At 40.2% G+C, this 19321-nt stretch carries 18 protein-coding genes; 10 read left to right on the top strand and 8 right to left on the bottom strand.

All coding sequences use genetic code 11. From position 1 onward, the window contains the following. Positions 1–177: 177 nt before the first annotated feature. The gene (gndA, locus tag HWV00_RS14630) at positions 178–1680 is read right to left on the bottom strand and encodes an NADP-dependent phosphogluconate dehydrogenase (RefSeq protein ID WP_211682430.1); all 1503 of its coding nucleotides are present in this window, start codon (positions 1678–1680) and stop codon (positions 178–180) included. 470 nt (positions 1681–2150) lie between these two features. Between gndA and HWV00_RS14625 the strand changes: the two genes are divergently transcribed. The 5 genes from HWV00_RS14625 (at position 2151) to HWV00_RS14605 (ending at position 7018) form a co-directional block, all read left to right on the top strand. Continuing rightward, positions 2151–3164 (top strand): LacI family DNA-binding transcriptional regulator, encoded by a 1014-nt coding sequence (locus tag HWV00_RS14625; RefSeq protein ID WP_211682428.1) that lies wholly within the window; start codon positions 2151–2153, stop codon positions 3162–3164. Positions 3165–3248: 84 nt separating this feature from the next. After that, a complete protein-coding gene (locus tag HWV00_RS14620) occupies positions 3249–3761 on the top strand; it encodes a gluconokinase (RefSeq protein ID WP_211682426.1) in 513 nt (170 codons plus the stop codon). Between the two features lie 313 nt (positions 3762–4074). Continuing rightward, the gene (locus tag HWV00_RS14615; protein WP_211682424.1) at positions 4075–5091 is read left to right on the top strand and encodes a TRAP transporter substrate-binding protein; all 1017 of its coding nucleotides are present in this window, start codon (positions 4075–4077) and stop codon (positions 5089–5091) included. Positions 5092–5160: 69 nt separating this feature from the next. Then, on the top strand, positions 5161–5694 hold the full coding sequence (locus tag HWV00_RS14610) for a TRAP transporter small permease subunit (RefSeq protein WP_255554585.1): 534 nt from the start codon (positions 5161–5163) through the stop codon (positions 5692–5694). 1 nt (position 5695) lies between these two features. After that, entirely contained in the window at positions 5696–7018 is a 1323-nt protein-coding gene (locus tag HWV00_RS14605) for a TRAP transporter large permease subunit (protein WP_211682421.1), read from the top strand. 89 nt (positions 7019–7107) lie between these two features. Here the strand turns inward: HWV00_RS14605 and HWV00_RS14600 are convergent, their stop codons facing one another. The 3 genes from HWV00_RS14600 to HWV00_RS14590 form a co-directional block, all read right to left on the bottom strand. After that, positions 7108–7737, bottom strand: coding sequence for an SHOCT domain-containing protein (locus HWV00_RS14600; protein ID WP_211682419.1), 630 nt, complete (start codon positions 7735–7737; stop codon positions 7108–7110). Positions 7738–7875: 138 nt separating this feature from the next. Further along, the gene (locus HWV00_RS14595; RefSeq protein ID WP_211682417.1) at positions 7876–8670 is read right to left on the bottom strand and encodes a 2OG-Fe(II) oxygenase; all 795 of its coding nucleotides are present in this window, start codon (positions 8668–8670) and stop codon (positions 7876–7878) included. 30 nt (positions 8671–8700) lie between these two features. Beyond that, entirely contained in the window at positions 8701–10035 is a 1335-nt protein-coding gene (locus HWV00_RS14590) for an aldehyde dehydrogenase (RefSeq protein WP_211682415.1), read from the bottom strand. Between the two features lie 111 nt (positions 10036–10146). Here HWV00_RS14590 and HWV00_RS14585 point away from each other — a divergent pair, with 111 nt between their 5' ends. Next, positions 10147–10503 carry a helix-turn-helix domain-containing protein gene (locus tag HWV00_RS14585; RefSeq protein ID WP_211682413.1) on the top strand — a complete coding sequence of 119 codons (357 nt, stop codon included), beginning with the start codon at positions 10147–10149 and terminating at the stop codon, positions 10501–10503. A 45-nt stretch (positions 10504–10548) separates the two neighbouring features. On the opposite strand, the gene lysA is transcribed toward HWV00_RS14585, so the two are convergent. Continuing rightward, positions 10549–11874, bottom strand: coding sequence for a diaminopimelate decarboxylase (gene lysA / locus HWV00_RS14580; protein ID WP_211682411.1), 1326 nt, complete (start codon positions 11872–11874; stop codon positions 10549–10551). Between the two features lie 187 nt (positions 11875–12061). Here lysA and HWV00_RS14575 point away from each other — a divergent pair, with 187 nt between their 5' ends. From HWV00_RS14575 to HWV00_RS14565, 3 genes are all read left to right on the top strand, one after another. Continuing rightward, on the top strand, positions 12062–12478 hold the full coding sequence (locus HWV00_RS14575) for an Lrp/AsnC family transcriptional regulator (RefSeq protein WP_211682409.1): 417 nt from the start codon (positions 12062–12064) through the stop codon (positions 12476–12478). 157 nt (positions 12479–12635) lie between these two features. Then, positions 12636–13304 (top strand): DUF1007 family protein, encoded by a 669-nt coding sequence (locus HWV00_RS14570; protein ID WP_211682407.1) that lies wholly within the window; start codon positions 12636–12638, stop codon positions 13302–13304. Between the two features lie 24 nt (positions 13305–13328). Beyond that, positions 13329–14384, top strand: coding sequence for a nickel/cobalt transporter (locus HWV00_RS14565; protein ID WP_211682405.1), 1056 nt, complete (start codon positions 13329–13331; stop codon positions 14382–14384). A 98-nt stretch (positions 14385–14482) separates the two neighbouring features. Here the strand turns inward: HWV00_RS14565 and HWV00_RS14560 are convergent, their stop codons facing one another. The 3 genes from HWV00_RS14560 to HWV00_RS14550 all read right to left on the bottom strand — a co-directional run bounded on the left by HWV00_RS14560 (position 14483) and on the right by HWV00_RS14550 (position 17219). Further along, entirely contained in the window at positions 14483–15463 is a 981-nt protein-coding gene (locus HWV00_RS14560) for a metal ABC transporter solute-binding protein, Zn/Mn family (RefSeq protein WP_211682403.1), read from the bottom strand. Between the two features lie 71 nt (positions 15464–15534). Next, positions 15535–16395, bottom strand: a complete 861-nt coding sequence (locus HWV00_RS14555) for a metal ABC transporter permease (RefSeq protein WP_211682401.1) — start codon at positions 16393–16395, stop codon at positions 15535–15537. After that, positions 16392–17219 carry a metal ABC transporter ATP-binding protein gene (locus tag HWV00_RS14550; RefSeq protein WP_211682399.1) on the bottom strand — a complete coding sequence of 276 codons (828 nt, stop codon included), beginning with the start codon at positions 17217–17219 and terminating at the stop codon, positions 16392–16394. Before HWV00_RS14550 ends, HWV00_RS14555 begins: the two co-directional genes overlap by 4 nt. 403 nt (positions 17220–17622) lie before the next feature. Between HWV00_RS14550 and HWV00_RS14545 the strand changes: the two genes are divergently transcribed. Further along, positions 17623–19230 carry a nitrous oxide reductase family maturation protein NosD gene (locus HWV00_RS14545; RefSeq protein ID WP_211682397.1) on the top strand — a complete coding sequence of 536 codons (1608 nt, stop codon included), beginning with the start codon at positions 17623–17625 and terminating at the stop codon, positions 19228–19230. Positions 19231–19321 lie beyond the last annotated feature (91 nt).

The raw sequence follows: 19321 nt of genomic DNA, 5'->3' as shown, positions 1-19321 counted from the left end.
AAACAAAACTAATGAATTAGGCTAATAAATAAAGAAAAGTACGATATTAGAATGAAGGTTTATTGTGGTGCTTGTCGATATGATGGGATGTTGTGGATTATTGGGCAATAAAAAACCCAGCACATAGGCTGGGTTTGTGTCTATCTAGCTATTTATTCGCTTAGATATTCGTTTAGTTTAGTGTTGAGCTTTGTGCTCACCAGTGCCAAAGTGCCAATCATAGTGGAAGCTTTGACTTGCATCTTGATCTTTACGACGGTAAGTGTGGCCACCAAAGTAGTCACGCATCGCTTGAATTAAGCTTGCTGATGAATCTGCTTCACGGTAACAATCATAGTAGCTCATTGCTGCACTGATTGATGGCATTGGCATACCTTGCATGATTGCTTTCGCTAATACTTCACGCCACGCCATTTGGCTGTCAGCTAATGTATTAGTGAAACGTTCAGCTAGCATTAGGTTTAATAGCTCAGGTTCAGCTTGGTAAGCTTTAGAGATATCATCTAAGAAGTGAGCGCGGATCACGCAACCTGCACGCCAGATTTTTGCAATAGCAACGTAATCAAGTGTCCAGTTATGTTCTTTTTCTGCTGCCGTCATCAATTCAAAACCTTGTGCGTAGCTACAGATTTTTGAACAGTATAGTGCGTCAGACAGTTTCTCTAACCATACGTTACGGTCTTCGATAGAAACTGCAGGGCCTGCAAGTTTCGTCGCGCCAACCTGACGGATAGATTTTTGTGTGCTTAGGCAACGTGCAAATACAGATTCTGCAATTGCGTTTGCTGGAACGCCAAGCTCTAGTGCTTCGCGTGCAGTCCAGTTACCAGTACCTTTTTGGCCAGCTTGATCCATGATCACGTCAACCATAGGTTTGCCAGTCGCTTCATCAACAACTTTTAGGATGTTACCTGTGATTTCGATAAGGTAGCTTTGTAGCTTACCTTTATTCCATTCACTGAATACTTCGCCAACTTCAACAGCAGACATACCTAAGATTTGACGCATGAATTGCACAACTTCTGCAATCATTTGCATATCTGCGTATTCAATACCGTTGTGTACCATTTTAACGAAGTGGCCAGAACCGATTGGACCAATGTATTCTGCGCAAGGCTCGCCTTCAGGTAATGGCTGGTCTACTTGTGTACGTGCAATTTCAACACCTGTTACAGGATCTACTTTTGCAGACATTGCTTGCCACATTGGTTTTAACCATTCCCAAGCTGCTTTATCGCCACTTGGCATTAATGATGGACCAAAACGAGCACCCACTTCACCACCAGAAATAGCACAAGTGAAGAAGTTAAATTTGCCAGCATAAGAATCTGCACGGGCAATAGAATCGCGCCATTGGCTGTTACCTGTATCAACAACGATGTCACTTGCTTCTAAGCCAGCTTCAATTAAGTCGTTACAAATAATATCAACGACAGGACCCGCTGGAACAGAAAGCACGATGCGACGTGGTGTATCTAGTTGCTTAATTAGCTCTGCAAGATCGGCAACAGCAATCAGTTTTGCTGCTGTTAGGGGTTGATGACGCTTAACGATGTCAGTACGACGGCTTTCGTTAATGTCAAAAGCGGCAACGGAAAATCCGCGCTCTGCTAAATTTAATGCCATGTTGGCACCCATTACGCCTAAACCTATTACTGCAATATCAATATTATTATTCATCTGGTCCTCTGTGCCTTAGCAAGTCATGAAGGTGAGAATTGGCTAATGCCTTATCGTTTAAGGCATGATATAGAAAGTAGAAAAAGATACAATGTTAACGCTATCGTTATTTTTCTTTTTCATATAATTCGCTATTTTTTAGTGATCCAATTTTAAGTCATCAAAATTTATATGCTTAATCGGCTCATCGAGATGAGATCTACCTCACATAATCATTAGTATTTTGGGAGTAAGCCTGTCTCTTTCCTGCTCAGTTATACAAGTTTAGCTAAGATTATTAACATGTTTATAGAATTTAAAGTCGAATACGATTAGCAAATTTGATATAGAGATTAATTGCTAAAATGATTGACAGTTATGTTAAAAAATACACAGTTTTACCGTTTTAAAGTTAATTAAAAAGTTTATTTACCCCTAATTGTAGATAGGTATAATGAGGTAAGTATTTTATAAATAAGGATATAGGGTGTATGAGTTCCAACAGTCGTAAGTCTGGTCGAGTGACCCTACAGGATGTTGCAAATAAAGTTGGTGTGACCAAAATTACCGTCTCTAGGGCGATTCGTACACCTGAGAAAGTGTCAGAATCATTACGTTTAACTATTCATAAAGCCATTGACCAAATGGGCTATGTACCTAACCGTGCAGCGAGTATGTTAAGTACTAAGCAGAGTAAGACGATAGTATTAATTGTCCCTTCACTTTCTAACGGCGTATTCTCGGATGTTGTGCGCGGTATCAATGATGTGATGCTAGGAGAGGGGTTTCAGATATTATTGGGCCACTCAGGCTACTCACTACTAGAAGAAGAGCGTTTAATCGAGACTTATTTACAGTTTGGTATTGATGGCATCATTATTTCTGGTACCCACCATACAGAACGAAGTAACCGCTTATTACGTAAATCAAATTTACCTGTCGTTGAAATCATGGAATGTAATGATAATGCAATCGACATGTCTGTTGGTTTAGACCATGCACAAGCAGGGTATAAGATCACTGAGCATTTAATTGGTAAAGGCTATAAGAATATTGGTTTTGCTGGTGCGCGAATGGATTTACGTGCGCAGCTTCGTTTAGATGGTTGGCGTAAAGCGATTTGGGAAACAGACCTGAGCGATGAACGTGTGATCACCAGTTCTTATGCATCTACTTACCAGATGGGCGCAGATATGCTCACTGAGATATTAAGTGAATGGCCTGACACCGATTGTATTTTCTTCTGTAATGACGATTTAGCAGCGGGTGCATTATTTGAATGTCAGCGTCGTAATATGAAAGTACCCAAAGATATTGCGTTAGTTGGCTTTAATGATCTGGATATTTGCTCTGCGACAAACCCGAAATTAACGTCTGTTTGTATTCCTCGTTTTGACATTGGCGAACAAGCTGCCAAGCTATTATTGAAAAAAATCAACGATGAACCGATTGAAAATAAACATCTAGATCTCGGTTTTATTATTTCTGAACGCGCGAGCACGTAACTCAAGCGGATAACACTTGTTTTTTCTCGTGTTAACGGTAACATTGCGTTAGTTGATTTAGAGCGATGTTAAGAAGTAAAGAATATGATAGGCAGAACAATTATTGTAATGGGCGTTTCTGGTAGCGGAAAGTCCACGATAGGGTTAAAACTTGCACAGCAACTTGGTGTTAAATTTATTGATGGAGATGATCTCCATCCAAAAGCCAATATTTTGAAAATGGCTGCAAGTCAGCCGTTGGATGATTCTGATCGAAAGCCGTGGTTAGAGCGTATTAGGGATGCATGCTTTAGTATGGAACAAAAGCATGAAGCCGGTGTTATCGTTTGTTCTGCGCTGCGTAAAGACTATCGTGATCAAATTCGTGAAGGGAATAAAGCTGTTACTTTTATCTACTTAGATGGCAGCTTTGATTTAATTTTAACGCGTATGAAAGAACGAGCTGGTCACTTCTTTAGTGGTGAAGCGATGTTACAAAGTCAGTTCAATACTTTAGAGTTACCACTTAGTGAAGAAAGTGACGTACTTTCTGTGCCTATCGATGGTACAATCGACGACATCGTAGGACTGAGTATTAAGGCTTTAACAAGCGATTAGTACTATGATGTTGTGTTGATATGATTATTTTTATAAAACATTAACGCATCCATAAAGAATAATAATGGTCATATTTTAAACAAAATATGACCGTTTTTTTTATCTCGAGTTTTAGCTTTCAAATGAAACTGAAAAGTTGAACATATGTAACAATAGTGACTTAAAAGTTGAAATTAACCGATAATTTTATGTGAAAATGTGATGTTACCCCTAGAGTTTAACTGTTTGGGAGGGTAGTATTGCCTCAACAGTTACCGGTAACATAATAAGAACATCATTATCGGGTTTATCAGAAACAAGGATACCGCTACTAATGAAAACGATTACTAAAACAATTATTGCTGCATCAGTTGCAACAATGATGAGTGCATCAGCATTCGCAGCTGAATTTAATTTTAAATTCCAATCTTCAGATCCATCAGGTGAGAAGAACTTCCAAGTACAACAAGAATGGGCTGACCAACTAGAAAAAGATTCTAATGGTCGTATCGATGTCACTATGTTGCCTGTAGGTGCTGTAATTAAGCACACAGAAACACTTGATGGTATTAAATTTGGTGTTTTACAAGGTCACATTACTGCAACGGGTTTCTTTGCTGGTAAAGATCCTGCATTTGGTTTGATGGGTAACACAGTTGGTGCTTGGTCAGAACCAGAGCAACTACTTGATTACATGTATAACGGCGGCGGTAACGAGCTAATGCGTGAAATCTACAAGCCATATGGTATTTACTATATTGGTGCATCAGCGACAGGTCTTGAAGCGTTTGTTTCTAAAGTACCATTAAATGGCGTTGAAGATCTTAAAGGTCTTAAACTGCGTGCACCAGAAGGTCTGGTACAACAAGTATTTGCTGCGGCAGGTGCGTCACCAGTTAACTTACCGGGTTCTGAAGTATTTACAGGTTTAAGTAAAGGCGTTATTGATGCTGCCGATTACACGGTATTCTCAACGAACCAGAAAGCGGGTCTAAATGATGTTGCACCGCATCCTGTATATCCTGGCTTCCACTCATTACCTGCAATTGAAGTATCAATCAGTGCTAAATCGTGGAACAAACTACCAGCTGATCTACAAAAAATAATGCAAGATTCAGTTAAAACATTTGCTTACACTATGGTTGATACACTGAAAAAAGCAGATGCTGAAGCGGTTGCTGAAGCGATTGCAGATCCAAAAATCACAGTACATGACTGGCCAGCAGCAGAACGTAAAAAATTCCGTGCTATTGCGCGTAGCCAATGGGAAGTTTACGCAAAACGCTCTCCAAACGCACAAAAAGTATATGACTCTGTTACAGCACATTTAAAAGCGAAAAACTTACTGTAATTTAAGTAAGCGTTATACCTGAAGGCTGCTTAGCAGCCTTTTTTTTCCACTTAGAAGATGAAAAAATCTATGAGTAATCCAGAAGAACTGCAACCAAGAAACCGTCTCGATGCGGGTATTATATGGGCTGGCAATGCAATCAGTGTGTTGTTTCTGTTCACGGTATTAATATCGTTTTATGAAGTACTTATGCGTTACGTATTTAATGCACCGACGATTTGGGTACATGAAACCGCGTCCTTTATTGGCGGCACATTATTTGTACTTGGTGGCGCTTATGGATTAGCGACAGATAAACACGTACGTGTTGTACTTATCTATGATCATGTATCAGAACGCACAAAACAGTACTTAAATGTGTTCCACCATATTATGGGTTTGCTGTTCACTGTATTACTTTCTTTTGCTGCATGGACAATGACTGAAGGTGCTTGGTATGCACCTTGGGGTGAAATGCGTCTAGAAACATCGGGCTCTGCTTGGGACCCTGCATATCCTGCGCTACTTAAAGCGTTAATTTTTGGTACTCTGTGCTTAATGTCAGTGCAATTTATGTTGCACCTCATTCAAGAAATCCACGGCTTAGTTAAGAAGAATAAATAATATGTTTGATCTTTCATCTATCGGTATTGGTTACGGCAGTTTGTTAATGCTTGTGCTTATGATCGGCCTGTTATTAACAGGTATGCAGTTGGCATTTGTAACTGGCTTAGTTGCTGTTATTTTCACATTTGGTTGGTTTGGTCCAGAGGTTTTACCGCTGATCACTAGCCGAATTTATAGTTTTGTTAGTGGGTACGTATTTTTAGCCGTGCCTATGTTTGTATTGATGGCCGCCTTACTTGACCGTTCTGGTATTGCGCGTGATTTATTCGATGCAATGAAAAAAGTGGCTCGTAACGTTCGTGGTGGTGTTGCGGTTCAAACATTGTTAGTAGCTGTATTACTTGCATCTATGTCAGGTGTAATTGGTGGCGAAACGGTACTACTTGGTATTCTTGCATTACCACAGATGTTACGTCTTGGTTACGATCGTAAATTAGCGATTGGTACGACTTGTGCAGGTGGCGCGCTAGGTACAATGTTACCACCAAGTATTGTATTGATTATTTATGGTCTAACGGCAAGTGTATCAATTGGCGATCTATTTAAAGCGTCGTTCTTACCTGCGGCGATATTAGCCTTGTTATATATTGTATATGTATTGGTTCGCTGTTATTTAAACCCGTCATTAGCACCTTTGCCATCAGCTGAAGAATTAGCTGAAGACGAAGCAAAAGATATTAACTTCAAAAAAGCATTATTGTTCCCAATGTTATCTGTGGCTGTGGTACTAGGTAGTATCTACAGTGGTATTGCGTCAATTACTGAAGCATCGGCATTAGGTGTTGTAGGTATTGCGATTAGTGCGGCAATTCGTGGTGAACTTAACTGGAACATGTTGAAAGAAAGTTCAATTGCGACGTTACGTACTTGTGGCATGATCATCTGGATCGGTATTGGTGCGAGCGCATTAGTTGGTGTTTACAACTTAATGGGCGGTATTGATTTTGTAAGTGAAGGTATTCTTGCAATGAGTGGTGGTAGCCCAATGGGTACTATCTTAATCATGATGGCAGTGCTGTTTGTATTAGGTATGTTCCTTGATTGGGTTGGTGTGGCACTGTTAACTATGCCTATCTTTGTACCGATTGTGGTTGGTCTAGGATATGATCCGATTTGGTTTGGTGTGGTGTTCTGTATGAATATGCAGGTGTCATTCTTGTCTCCACCATTTGGTCCAGCGGCCTTCTACCTTAAATCGGTAGCACCAAAAGATATCAGCTTAGGTGAGATCTTCAGCGCGCTTGTACCGTTTATCTGTTTACAAGTTGTGGCATTAGCGTTACTTATCGCGTTCCCTCAGTTGGCGCTGTGGTGGCAGTAATCCTCACGCTCTAAGTTTGTAAGATAAGTAAATGTTAGATGTAAAAAAGCCAGCTATTGTAGCTGGCTTTTTTGTGAGTCAAATAACGACTATATTTTTAATATTTCTTTTTTCTTCAGGCTATATTCTTCTTCAGTAATAATACCTTCTTTATATAGCTTGTTTAATTCACGAATTGATTCGAAGCTATTAATTAATTCAGCTTCTTCGTCCGCTTTTTCTTTTTCAATTACTTGTGCTGTTTCAGCAGTCACTGTGATGCTATCAATTGACTCGTATTCGCCGATAGTAAAACCTGTGTCATTTTTTAATGACTCATAACCTTTACCTTCATAAACCGTGTCAATGTCATTACCTTCAAAGCGTACATAGTAGTGAGTTAGCTCGTTATTGCTACTCGATAGGTACTTGTATATTGCTTTACCCGGAATACCTACTTCTGCTACCCAAGCGTGCCATTTAATACCACCGCCAAGACCTGCAACTGATGGTTGTGAACGATAAAATTTCATTGGTTCACTAATCACATACTCAGCAACTTCAGGGTTATTTAACTCTTCAGCAAAATAATCCTTAATTGTTTGTTGGTAAGCTTGCGGTGCAGCACCAAATTCAGTATCGGCGCTAAGCTTTTCGATATTACCTGCACAGCCAGAGGCTAATACCGGTACAGCGATAACCAATAATAATTTACGCATTTTTTGGCTGATAATATTCATAACTATTCCCTGATGTCGTACAAATTGTGTTGTTTACATAGTCTGTTTAATGCAATGTAAACAGGTAGTTTATTCTGCTTCACCATACAGGAATGAGATTAGTTTTCAAATTTAAATCATTGGCTCGATGACACACTATTACAATTCAAATAACACATCTGTACGGATAATGTATTTTATCCCGCTATAAATAGGTTCCGAACTGTGAATGCAGTGCAAAGGGTGCATACCATGAGGGAAACAAAGTACGCTGCCTGCGGGTGTGCGAATATCTACCTCGGCAACTGAATCGCCACGACGAGCGGGCTGACGAGTGTCATTAGCATTGACTAAAAATCGGGTTGCACCACCGTCAAAATATTCAGAGAGTAATATTAAGAATGTCATTTGACTAAACCTATCGCCATAGGCATCAGCGATAAGCTTGTTATTAATGACGCGGCTACCGGGCCAAGAACCGTCTGAATGTGGTTTAAAATAATCCCCTTTACTGTAACGATAAAAGCGAAAGCGGGCGTTAATTCCTACAGCGGCTTTATTATCGAAGATACCTTCATCATCGGTCATTAAGTGTTTAACTCTATCCCAAATAAGATGGTCAGTTTGCTCATCAACCACCCAGGTTAGGCTATCGTTATGTCGAACATTACGAGGTAATGAAACCGCCGCATCTGGCAGGTAGCCCATTGATTCACTGACTTTAATAAGGCGCAGGCATTCTTGTGGCGAGAATACATTGAGTAATTGAAAAGCACCGGGTACGTGTGGCACTGGTTTTTTTATGATGTTATTACTGCCTACTGGTGATAGTGCTGCTAAATTATTTTTGCTATTCGTCCATGTTGGTAGCGCTGGATGTTCAGCCCCCGGTTCGAAGGCCGCAACAAAAAAATCAGTGTTGATGGGGCCTTTATTCTTGGATGTTGTGTTCATTAAATTTGTCCTCTATTAAATGGGGTGGTGCTATTTGCTGATAACGCGCACTTGTGCGAATTGACGATGGCCAGCCGCTGACCCATGGAAGCCAAACCCGCTTTGCTTTGCACCAACCCAAGGCGCATTGCCACCACCAACACCTTGGTTTACGCCAACCATGCCTGCATCAAGTTGTTCTGCAACGGCATTTGCCCCTTGACCACCAAAAACAACTGCACCGAGTCCATAGGGGCTGTCATTTGCGCGGATAATAGCGTCATCAATATGGTTAAAATGACTGATGGCCACGATTGGCCCGAATGTTTCATCCTGTTCTAAACGCATATCTGGCGTGATCCCTGTAATAACGGTTGGGTTGATGAAGGGCTGTGGATAATCATCGCGACCAAGTAATAACTGTGCGCCTTTTGACGTTGCGTCCTGTAATTGAGATAAAATACTTTGGTGTTGTTTTGGATTAACAATTGGACCGATATTGACGTGCGGTTTATCCCACGGACCTACTTGATATTGACGAGCAAGCGCAACGACTTTGTGTTCGAACTCTGCGGCAATGCGGGCATCAACATACACGCGCTCAGTTGATGTACACATTTGTCCGGCATTTTCGAATGAACTCGCCACTGCAAATTGTACGGCAGCATCGATATTGGCACTGGCCATCACGATCATCGGGTCGTTACCACCAAGTTCCATCACTAGACGTTTTAGCTTAGGTGCAGCACTCGCCATGATCTGCTTACCTGCAGACATCGAACCTGTAAAAGCGACCATATTAATGTTACTTGCGACGAGTGCTTGGCCAGTTTGCTTATCACCGTGAGCCACTTGTAATACGCCTTGTGGTAATATTTTATTAAGGGTGTTAACAAAGAGTTCTGCAACTAATGGCGTTTCTTCTGATGGTTTTAAAATAACAGCATTACCAGCGATCAAGGCTGGCATTAATAAATTATTTGCCATCGCTAATGGGTAATTCCAAGGAGAAATAACCGCGACAATACCCAGTGGCCGATATTGCAGTTCAGTGGAACGATCAAGCTGGTCTGTTGTGAGTGCTTGGGCAATTTCATCGGCAAAATAAGCGGCGCTTTGAATCGTACCGCCTGCTTCATAGGTTGCACGACGGTAATCTTTTCCCATTTCTTTACTAATGAGCATTGCAAGTTGGTTTTGTACAGGCTCTAGTTGTTGATAGGCTTGGGTCACGCATTGTTGACGCTGAGTTAAAGATAATGCAGCCCATCGTTTTTGTGCTTTTTGCGCATTATTAATTAATGCTGGCATTTGTTCTGCTGTGGTTATTTCGACTGTGCCTAAGGCACTGCGGGTATGGGCATCGTAAGATGTTAACGTCGGCATAGGTAGTTTTCCTGAATAAATATAACGATTTAATGGGTACGTTTTGGTTATATTTTGATACTCTGGGATATAAAAGCAACCAGTATACTTTTAGTAACCTTGTGGTGAATAATGAAAACAGCAGTAGAAACAATGGCTAATGGTCATAAAAAAGTTATCAACCCGTGTGAAGAACCTTGTTCTGTTGAGCGTGGAATGCGCATGTTAGGCGGAAAGTGGAAAGCATCTATACTGTGGCACTTACAAGATGGCCCAGTCCGTTTTAATGATTTGGCCCGTATGTTGGGTGGTGCAAGTAAGAAGATGGTCGATCAACGTTTAAAAGAATTGGAAAACCAAGGTTTAGTCATACGAGAAGTAATAAGTGACAGACCGATTGCTGTCACTTATGAAATCACGGAGTTTGGCCGTACTGCGCTGGATATTTTGAAACGCTTAAAAGATTGGTCGGAAGAACACGGTATATAAGTACATGGTATATAAACACATGGAATATAAAGACAGAGCAGAGGTTTATATTTTTGCTAAACGTCGATGTTGTTCGAACGCCATTAAGTCAGTTTGTGTTATGGGCTCTCGAATCACATGAGCCTGATTATCATCAACTAACACTTCTGCGATGATTGTACGGCTGTTATAGCTGTTACTCATGACGGCGCAATAAGCACCGGCATCAAGAAAACACATAAGTTCTCCTGCGGTTAATTCACTGGATAATTGCACTGACTTTGCAAATGTATCAGTACTTTCACACACAGGACCAACAATATCGTATTGGGTCAATAGCGACGAGCGTGGCTGTTGAACGGGAATCAAGGCGTGGTTTGCTTGATATAATGCCGGACGCATAAGATCATTCATTGCGGCATCTAATACCAGAAATGGTGTGGGTTGGCTTTCTTTACGGTATGTTATCTCACTGACCATAACTCCAATGTCGGCAACGAGTGAGCGCCCCGGTTCAACACTTAATCTGCCTTGCCAATCAGGTAATGCTGATTTGATTGCGTTGGCAAAATCCGCAAATGTTAAATAATGTTGTGCTGCCGTGGAATCAGTTTTATTAAGTGCTTGGTTGTCTCTATATTGAATACCAAAACCGCCACCAAGGTCGAGATGGGTGAGGGGATAGTCTTGTGCTTCAAGTCGGTTTAATAGTGCGCGTATTTTAGCTATTGCATCAAGATAGGGCGCTACACTGTGTATTTGTGAGCCGATGTGCATCGCTAATCCATTGATGTTTAAAAATGGTGATTGCTTCGCCGCTGCTAGCATTGGCAGTACATCGTTAAAGCTCACTCCAAATTTGTTCCCCTTTGCACCTGTGGTTATATTTTTATGCGTATCAACTGTGATCTCTGGATTCACGCGGATCAGTGCTGAAACGGATTGTTGGCACTCACTTGTCACTGATATTAATGCGGAGAGTTCTTCTTTCGATTCTACATTGAATTGTCCTACGCCTGCACGTAGCGCGGCTGTCAGTTCTGATGTGGTTTTTCCTACCCCTGAAAACACAATGTCTTGCGCATTAAATCCAGCATTGAGAGCGCGTTGCATCTCACCAATAGAAACAATATCAACACCTAACCCTTGCTCTGCGACAATACGTAATAATGACAGATTACTGTTCGCTTTCATCGCATAATGAATGTGTATATTTTCTGGTTCAAACGCTGCTTTACACGCGCTGATATTGTTGACTAATCCGGCTTTAGAATAACAATAAAAAGGAGTATCTACTTGCGTAGCTAGCTGCTTAATAGATACATTTTCTAGGCATAATGTTGATAGCTGATCATGATGTAAATAATGCAGTTGAGGAGGTAATTGTGTCATGGCCTAAATCCTTTTGTTGGTGAACAAATAGAATAATAAAGGGAGGCGCTGTGTACAATGTACAAAATAACACTTTGATCAGACAAAATATCACTATGACGGTTATTTTGTCTGAAGTGTGTTTCACTTGGTTAAAGGGATTAAGCAGTGTAAGGTGATTATTATAAAGATTAACGCAGAGCTACTTATGGATAAGTTTGATCGGACTATTATTGATTTACTCGTTGCCAATTCACGTCGTTCGATCGCCAGTATTGGGGATGATATTGGTTTATCGCGAACGGCTGTCAATGATCGGATCCAGCGTCTAAAAGAGTCCGGTATTATCCAGCGTTATACGATTGATGTTGCTAGTGACGACCTATCTAAGGTGACGGTGTATTTTCAGCTGACATTTAGACCGTTTGATGCGAAGTTAATCGCCCCTTACTTACAAGGTATCAATGAAATAACGCATGCACATACGTTGTGCGGTGATACTGATTTGATTATTTATGTTGAAGCGAATTCAATGACTCGTATTTCACAAATTCGAGAATTACTATCAGCTTTACCTGATTTGGATAAACTCCAAACATTTACCGCTTTAGATACATTAATTTAATCTCCCTTCTATGTTCACGATTTCACCATACAGAGTGTAACTACTTTTTATAAAACTACTGTTATGTTATAACATACGATTACGTATTTACGTTATAGGCAACTGTGTATCTATAAATCAGTTACCGATTATCCTGAGTTATTATTTGAGAGTTTAAATGATGTCTGTATTTGCATTAAAACCAAATAACAAAAGCGCCTTCTCGCAAGTTGCTACGCTGTTGTTTGGTGCATTGATAAGTATGAATAGCGTTGCACATCCACATTCGTGGGTTGATATGAAAACTGAAATTCAGGGCGACGGTCAATATATTACAGGCTTTAAGATGACCTGGGAGTTTGATGCAATGACGTCGGCTTACATGCTTGATGGGGAAGATTTATCGCCTGAAAATAAACCCAACACATTACAAGTTTTAGCCGACTCAATCATGGAGAATATGACAAAGAATCACTACCTGACTTATTTTTATGAAGAGGGAATTCCGGTTAAATATGCCTTGGCAGAAAATGGACTGCTAACACAAGAGAGCATCAAGGCTACGTTAACTTTTTACCTGCCTTTGGCTAAACCTAAGTTATTGTCAGATAAAGAACTTAAATTGCTTATTTATGATCCAAGTTACTACGTTGATATGAGTTGGCCTGCACATAATGCAATTAAATTATCGCCGAAGTTAGCGCAATACTGTAAGTTGTCTGTGATAGATGCAACTCCCACATCCGAGCAACTTGCATATGTAATGTCATTACCTGTTGATGCGGCTAGAGATGATGCGATAGGGGAGTTATTTACTCAATCTGCCATCATTAATTGTCAACTTTAACGCTATTTATAACAAGGATAAACAATGGCACCGTCAGTTCCAAATAGTAGCAATACGAAAGGAAATCTACTTAAATCACACTTTTTAACGACATTTAGCATCATTATCACGCTTTGTTGTTTTGCTGCTTTAGGCTATTTTCTTTATCAGATTTGGCCAACGCTTATGACGACAGGCATGCAGTGGCAAAAGCAGATTAATAATGAGTTGAGTGAGCTATTACAGGCCGCGAAAAATGAAAGTTTAGTTGCAGGTTTATCGCTTATCGCACTTAGTTTTCTCTATGGTATTTTGCATTCTGTTGGCCCCGGTCATGGCAAGTTAATTGTTACAACCTATATTGCGACCCAAGACGCGAAAGTGAAAGTAAGTTTGATTATTACGCTTGTGTCATCACTAATGCAAGCGTTGGTTGCAGTGGTATTAGTATCGGTATTACTCATGGTTTTTGATGCTTCGATGCGTGAAATTAATCATACGGCTGAGCTGCTAATACCGTTAAGTTTTTATACTGCTATCTTGCTGGGTATCGTCATTATTTGGCGTAATTTAGTATTGATGTATCGCGTGATTAAAAATCACCGGATGACATTGAAACAAGCATTAACGCCAGATTCAATGTTAGTTATTAAGAAAGTAACGCCTGTTAATGTAGGACATGAGCATAATGATAATTGTGGCTGCGGTCACCAGCATGTAGTCTCATCAGAAAAGATAAATGAGGCGTCATCATTTAAAGAGTATTTAGCCATTATTCTAAGTATCGGTATACGTCCTTGTACTGGCGCTATTATGGTATTGCTGTTTGCTAATATGCTTGATATTTATTGGTTGGGTATTATTAGTGCCGTTATCATGGCTTTAGGTACAGCGTTAACAACTTCATTAATTGCTGTTATGACAATTACGGGAAAGAAAGCAGTTAGACGCTATTTGCTGACCGGTAAGTCGAATCAAGTTCGAAGTGGTCGACCTAATTTAGCCAAATTTATCGTGCCTATTTTTGGTGGGGTATTATTAATATTATTAGGCGTACTACTATTAGGTTCAAGGCCAGTTGGAATGTCGCCGATGTTTTAGTCATAAAGAATAATTGAAAAGCCCGAGGCATACGCTACTTAACATAAATACGATGTTAGTAGCGTTATGTGCTCGGGCTTTTTTGGAACTGCGCGTTGTTACTTTAAAGCGTTGACGATGGTATCGACGTTATACTGCATCATCTCTAGGTAAGTTGCCGCAGATTGGCCTGGAGCCGATAATGCATCAGAGTATAATTTGCCGCCAACTTTAGCGTTTGTTTCACGACTGATTTGTTCAATGAGACGATTGTCAGCGATGTTTTCCATAAATACTGCGTTGACATTATCATGACGTATTTGTTTTATTAACTTAGCGACATCGGCAGCACTGGCTTCAGAGCCTGTACTTGTTCCCTGAGGGGATAAGAAAGTGACATTAAAGTCGCGAGCGAAGTAAGCAAATGCATCATGCGGTGTGATCACCTTACGCTGAGTTTCTGGTATTGTCGCTAGTTGAGAATTTAATTTTAATGCTAACTGGTCTAATTTTTGGATATAGTTAGTCGCATTTTGCTGATAATCAAGTCGGTTTTCTGGATCAACCTGAATCAGCCCTTGTGCTATGTTGTGTACGTAGACTTTGACGTTTTTAATACTGTGCCAAGCATGCGGATCTATATCACCGTGATCATGGTGTTCATGCTCGTCATTATGTTGTTCGTGATCATGGTGTTCATGTTCGTCGTTATGCTGTTCGTGATCATGATGCTCATGCTTGCAGCCACCTCCTGTCGTTTTAAGCTCTTCAATGCCATTAGCGGCGATAACTTGCACGCCTTTATAGTTGGCTGCTTCAATCAAACGTGGCATCCAGCCTTCAAATTGTAATCCGTTAATGACAACTAATTGTGCTTTAGAAATGGCCTTCGCATCTTGGGGGTTAGGGCTAAATACGTGTGCATCACCATTAATTTTCACTAAGTTGGTGACCGCTACATGTTCTTTACCTACTTCTGATACGAGATCACCAAGGATAGAAAAGCTACTAATCACAGCTAGCTTTTGTTCTGCCATAGCAGCCGAGCTAGCTCCTAAACCAAGTATTATCATTGATGTTGTAAGCGTGTTTTTAAGCATGTGATCGTCCTGTATAAATTTTATTTTAATAGATGAATAATTCAGAGTTGTTAGTTGTTAGTTGTTAAGCATTAATTTCGGTTTTTAAACAATAATCCACCTTGACGACCAGATAGTAATGAGGTGATATAAAGCAACCCAAGCACTAATATAATTGCAGGGCTTGTTGCTAAGCTGGCGTGGTAGGAAAGAAATAGTCCGAAGTAGCCACTTAATATTGCACTGATAAAGGCGACAATTAGCATTCCACCTAAGCGATTAGACCAAAATCGAGCGATTGCTGCGGGCAAAATCATTAAACCGACGGCCATTAAAGTACCTAACGCATGAAAACCCGCAACCAGATTGAGCACGACGAGTAATAAGAATCCATAATGGGCAACTGAGCTGAGTTTACTGACGGTTTTAAAGAAGTGCGGGTCAACACATTCCATTACTAAAGGGCGGTAGAGTAGTGCTAAAGCTAATGTCGAAATGCTGGCAATCATGGTGAGTAATATTAATGCATCATCATTTAGGGCAAGTGTTGATCCAAATAGCACATGCAATAAATCAACATTACTGCCATTAGCAGAAATAATTAATACACCAACAGCCAAAGAAAGTAAGTAAAAAGCCGCTAAACTAGAGTCTTCTTCTGCCTTTGAATGTCTGGCGACTATGCCTGCTAATACCGCGACCACACAGCCAGCAACAATGCCACCAATAGTCATCGCTGTGACAGACAAACCTGAAATAAGAAAACCAATGGCTGCACCTGGTAAAATGGCATGGGCCATCGCATCGCCGGTTAAACTCATGCGTCTTAGGGTTAGGAATACACCGACAGGTGTCGCACTAATGCTTAACACGATAATTCCCCACAAGGCGCGTTGCATAAATACAAAGTCAGCAAAAGGGGCGATAAATAGTTCGTATAATTGAGCACTCATGATGCGTGTTTCTCGGTGTTAGCAACAACAGACGTTACTGTATTTTCATTCGCATTATTAACTGCGGTATTGTTTACACTGCTTACGGCGTTGTAGGCTGGGTTATTAAAAGTGTTATGCACAGCGCAATGAGCGAAGTGCTGATAACCTGCTTGAAGTAAATACTGTTGAGTTAATACGTCTGTGGTTTTACCTGCTGCAATTAACTTGGTTGCCACAAGTAGTGTGTTTGGAAAATAGCGTTGTACTAAGGCGAGATCGTGGATCACTGCAATAATGGTTTTGCCTTGTTGCTGACATTCTTTGATGACACGCATTAATAGCTCGGTGGTTGGAGCATCAATACCGCCAAAGGGTTCATCAAGTAGCAGAATATCTGCATTTTGTAATAGCATGCGAGCAAACAGCATACGCTGAAATTGCCCGCCTGATAGCTGACTAATCTGGCGTTCAGCCATATCCTCAAGATCTACCTTTACTAATGCTTGCTGTAATAATTGTAATTCGTTGCGGCTAAAGGCACGCCAAAAACTGGTGCGTTGCCAAGCCCCTGCAGATACAAATTCAGTCACTGTGATGGGAAATGAGTGATCTATTTGACTGCTTTGTGGCAAGTAAGCAATATTTTTTAAATTTAAACCACCAAGTTCGATAGAACCTGATTTGATCGTGACTTGTTGCATGATGCTTTTTAATAAGGTTGATTTACCAGCGCCATTTGGACCGACTATCGCGCTTAAATCACCGTGTTTAATCACTGTTGAAATATTACTTAGCGCTATATTATCTTGGTAATTAACACTTAGGTTATTAATTTTAATCATTATTTATGATCCAACGAGTCGCAATAAAGCGAACGATAATAGTGCGATGACACTGATCGCGATGGCAATACGTGAATACAAGCTACTTAATAAAAGTGAAAATTGACGATTGTGGATTAAAATTGGAGGTACTGACATTTATTGTTCTTTATAATACGCTAGGAGTTGTTATGTTATAACATAACCGTAGTCACTGGCAATGATAATGTTATAACATAACAATAACTGCTTGGATTTTGCCGAAGAAAACCTTGTTGGGATTCTAGTATGTGATTAATAACGTGATGTGACGCACATTTATTATTCTGGTCTAAACTTACGTATAACTTGAGAAAGTATATTTCACTTCATCTAATGATTCATAGCATTACTAGGGAGTGGGTAGGCAGGCAGGGAGATGACTATGAATTTATATAAAGGTATGTTGGTGGCATGGGTGCTTTCCGTGGGGAGTGTCTACGCTGAAATACTCGAAATTGGTGAAAATTCCGACTTTGATAGTTTAACGAGTGCTTATCAAGCGGCAAAGCCTGGCGATGAACTTGTATTTACAGATAGCCGAACATACGACGAAGGATTAGATGTATATAAAGAAAATTTAACGATTCGTGCAGAGGCTGGGCAGTCACCGACATTAACGGGTACTGGTTCCGCATATCAAGGCATATTACATATCGGTCGCGACGGCATTGTTATTGATGGCATCAATTTTGATGGTGAAGGAGTATCGAATAAACTCGTATCAACTGGCGCAAGAACGTCAGTTATTGTGCGTAATTGTGAATTCAAAAATGCAGTTTATGGATTATTTGTCCTGCATACAAAAGCGGCTAAACGTGACGATTTTATTATTGAAAATAATGTCTTTAATAATAACGGTAATGACTTATGGCTACATAATGTAAGTGGTGGTATTGCGCGCAATAATATTGCAAATTCTGATAACGGTAATGGTATAACCGTGGGTTATTGGAGTTCGGATATGCACATACTTAACAATACCATTTACAGTAATGGTAATGAGTATCTGATGCGAAATCGTGGCGGGATAAATATTCAAGGTAATGATAATTATGTTGCCCACAACACGTCTTACAAAAATACATGGGGTATCAGTCTCTCGCAAGGCTTGAATAATCTTGTTGAACATAATACGTTATGGGATAACACCCATGAAAATATCTATTTCAGTAGTAACTCAAATGATAATACCTTCACAAATAATCTAGATTATTTTACTGATGATTTCCAAGGGTATGGTATTTCTATTCTGTTTTATCGATCATCCGGCAATGTGATTTCTCAGCATACCTCAATAAATGCGCTACGTGGTGTTTGGTTTTCAGAAATGGGTGGTGCAAGTACCAATAATAGTGTGATTAACTCATTGTTTTACGGTAACAACAAGCTGCACTCTTTTGGTATTGACGCGAAAAGCCAATCTTATGCACAAAATCAGTTAACGCATATTTCTGTTAATAATTTCAAGACGTTAGTAAATGAAAATCTAACCTTTACTCAGTTGTATGAAGATGATCCTATGCTGAGCAGTATCTATATGTTTAACCCTGCAAGTTGGGCGTTAACGGCAAGTACGCTGGGTAGACCACTGGGTTCACAAGGCGTTGATGCAAGTGTGATGGATACTTTATCTTGTCAGCCTGCGCTAATGAGTGGTAAACCTTTATTAGGTGATAATATGACCCTTAATTTAGCGTTTACCCTTGTTGATGATTTTGGTGATGTAAGAACAGATGTTAAGCCCCCTGTTATTGAGGTTGTTTATAATGACCAATATTTGGATTCAAATGCGATGGCCGCGCACAGCCAATTAACGTCGGGTGGCTCGAGTAGTTTAGGTAATAAACTAATGCCTAATGGCAGTGATTGGTGGTTTGATATTGGTGCGGATAATTTGTCTGATGGTAATTATCAGGTGAGGCTCAAACCGTCCGGTAATTACCTTATTGGCGATGATTGTGCAGGTGTCTTCTCACGTCAGTATGACTAGGCTTAATCAGCTTAAATAACATAAAAATAGCCCTAATAGATAGTATCCATTAGGGCTTCATTATTTTTAAGTCACTGTGTTAGCTGTTGCT

The organism is Moritella sp. 24, assembly GCF_018219155.1.
Taxonomy (GTDB): domain Bacteria; phylum Pseudomonadota; class Gammaproteobacteria; order Enterobacterales; family Moritellaceae; genus Moritella.
Note: the sequence above shows the minus strand (reverse complement) of the source record. Positions and strands in the feature narration are given on the sequence as shown.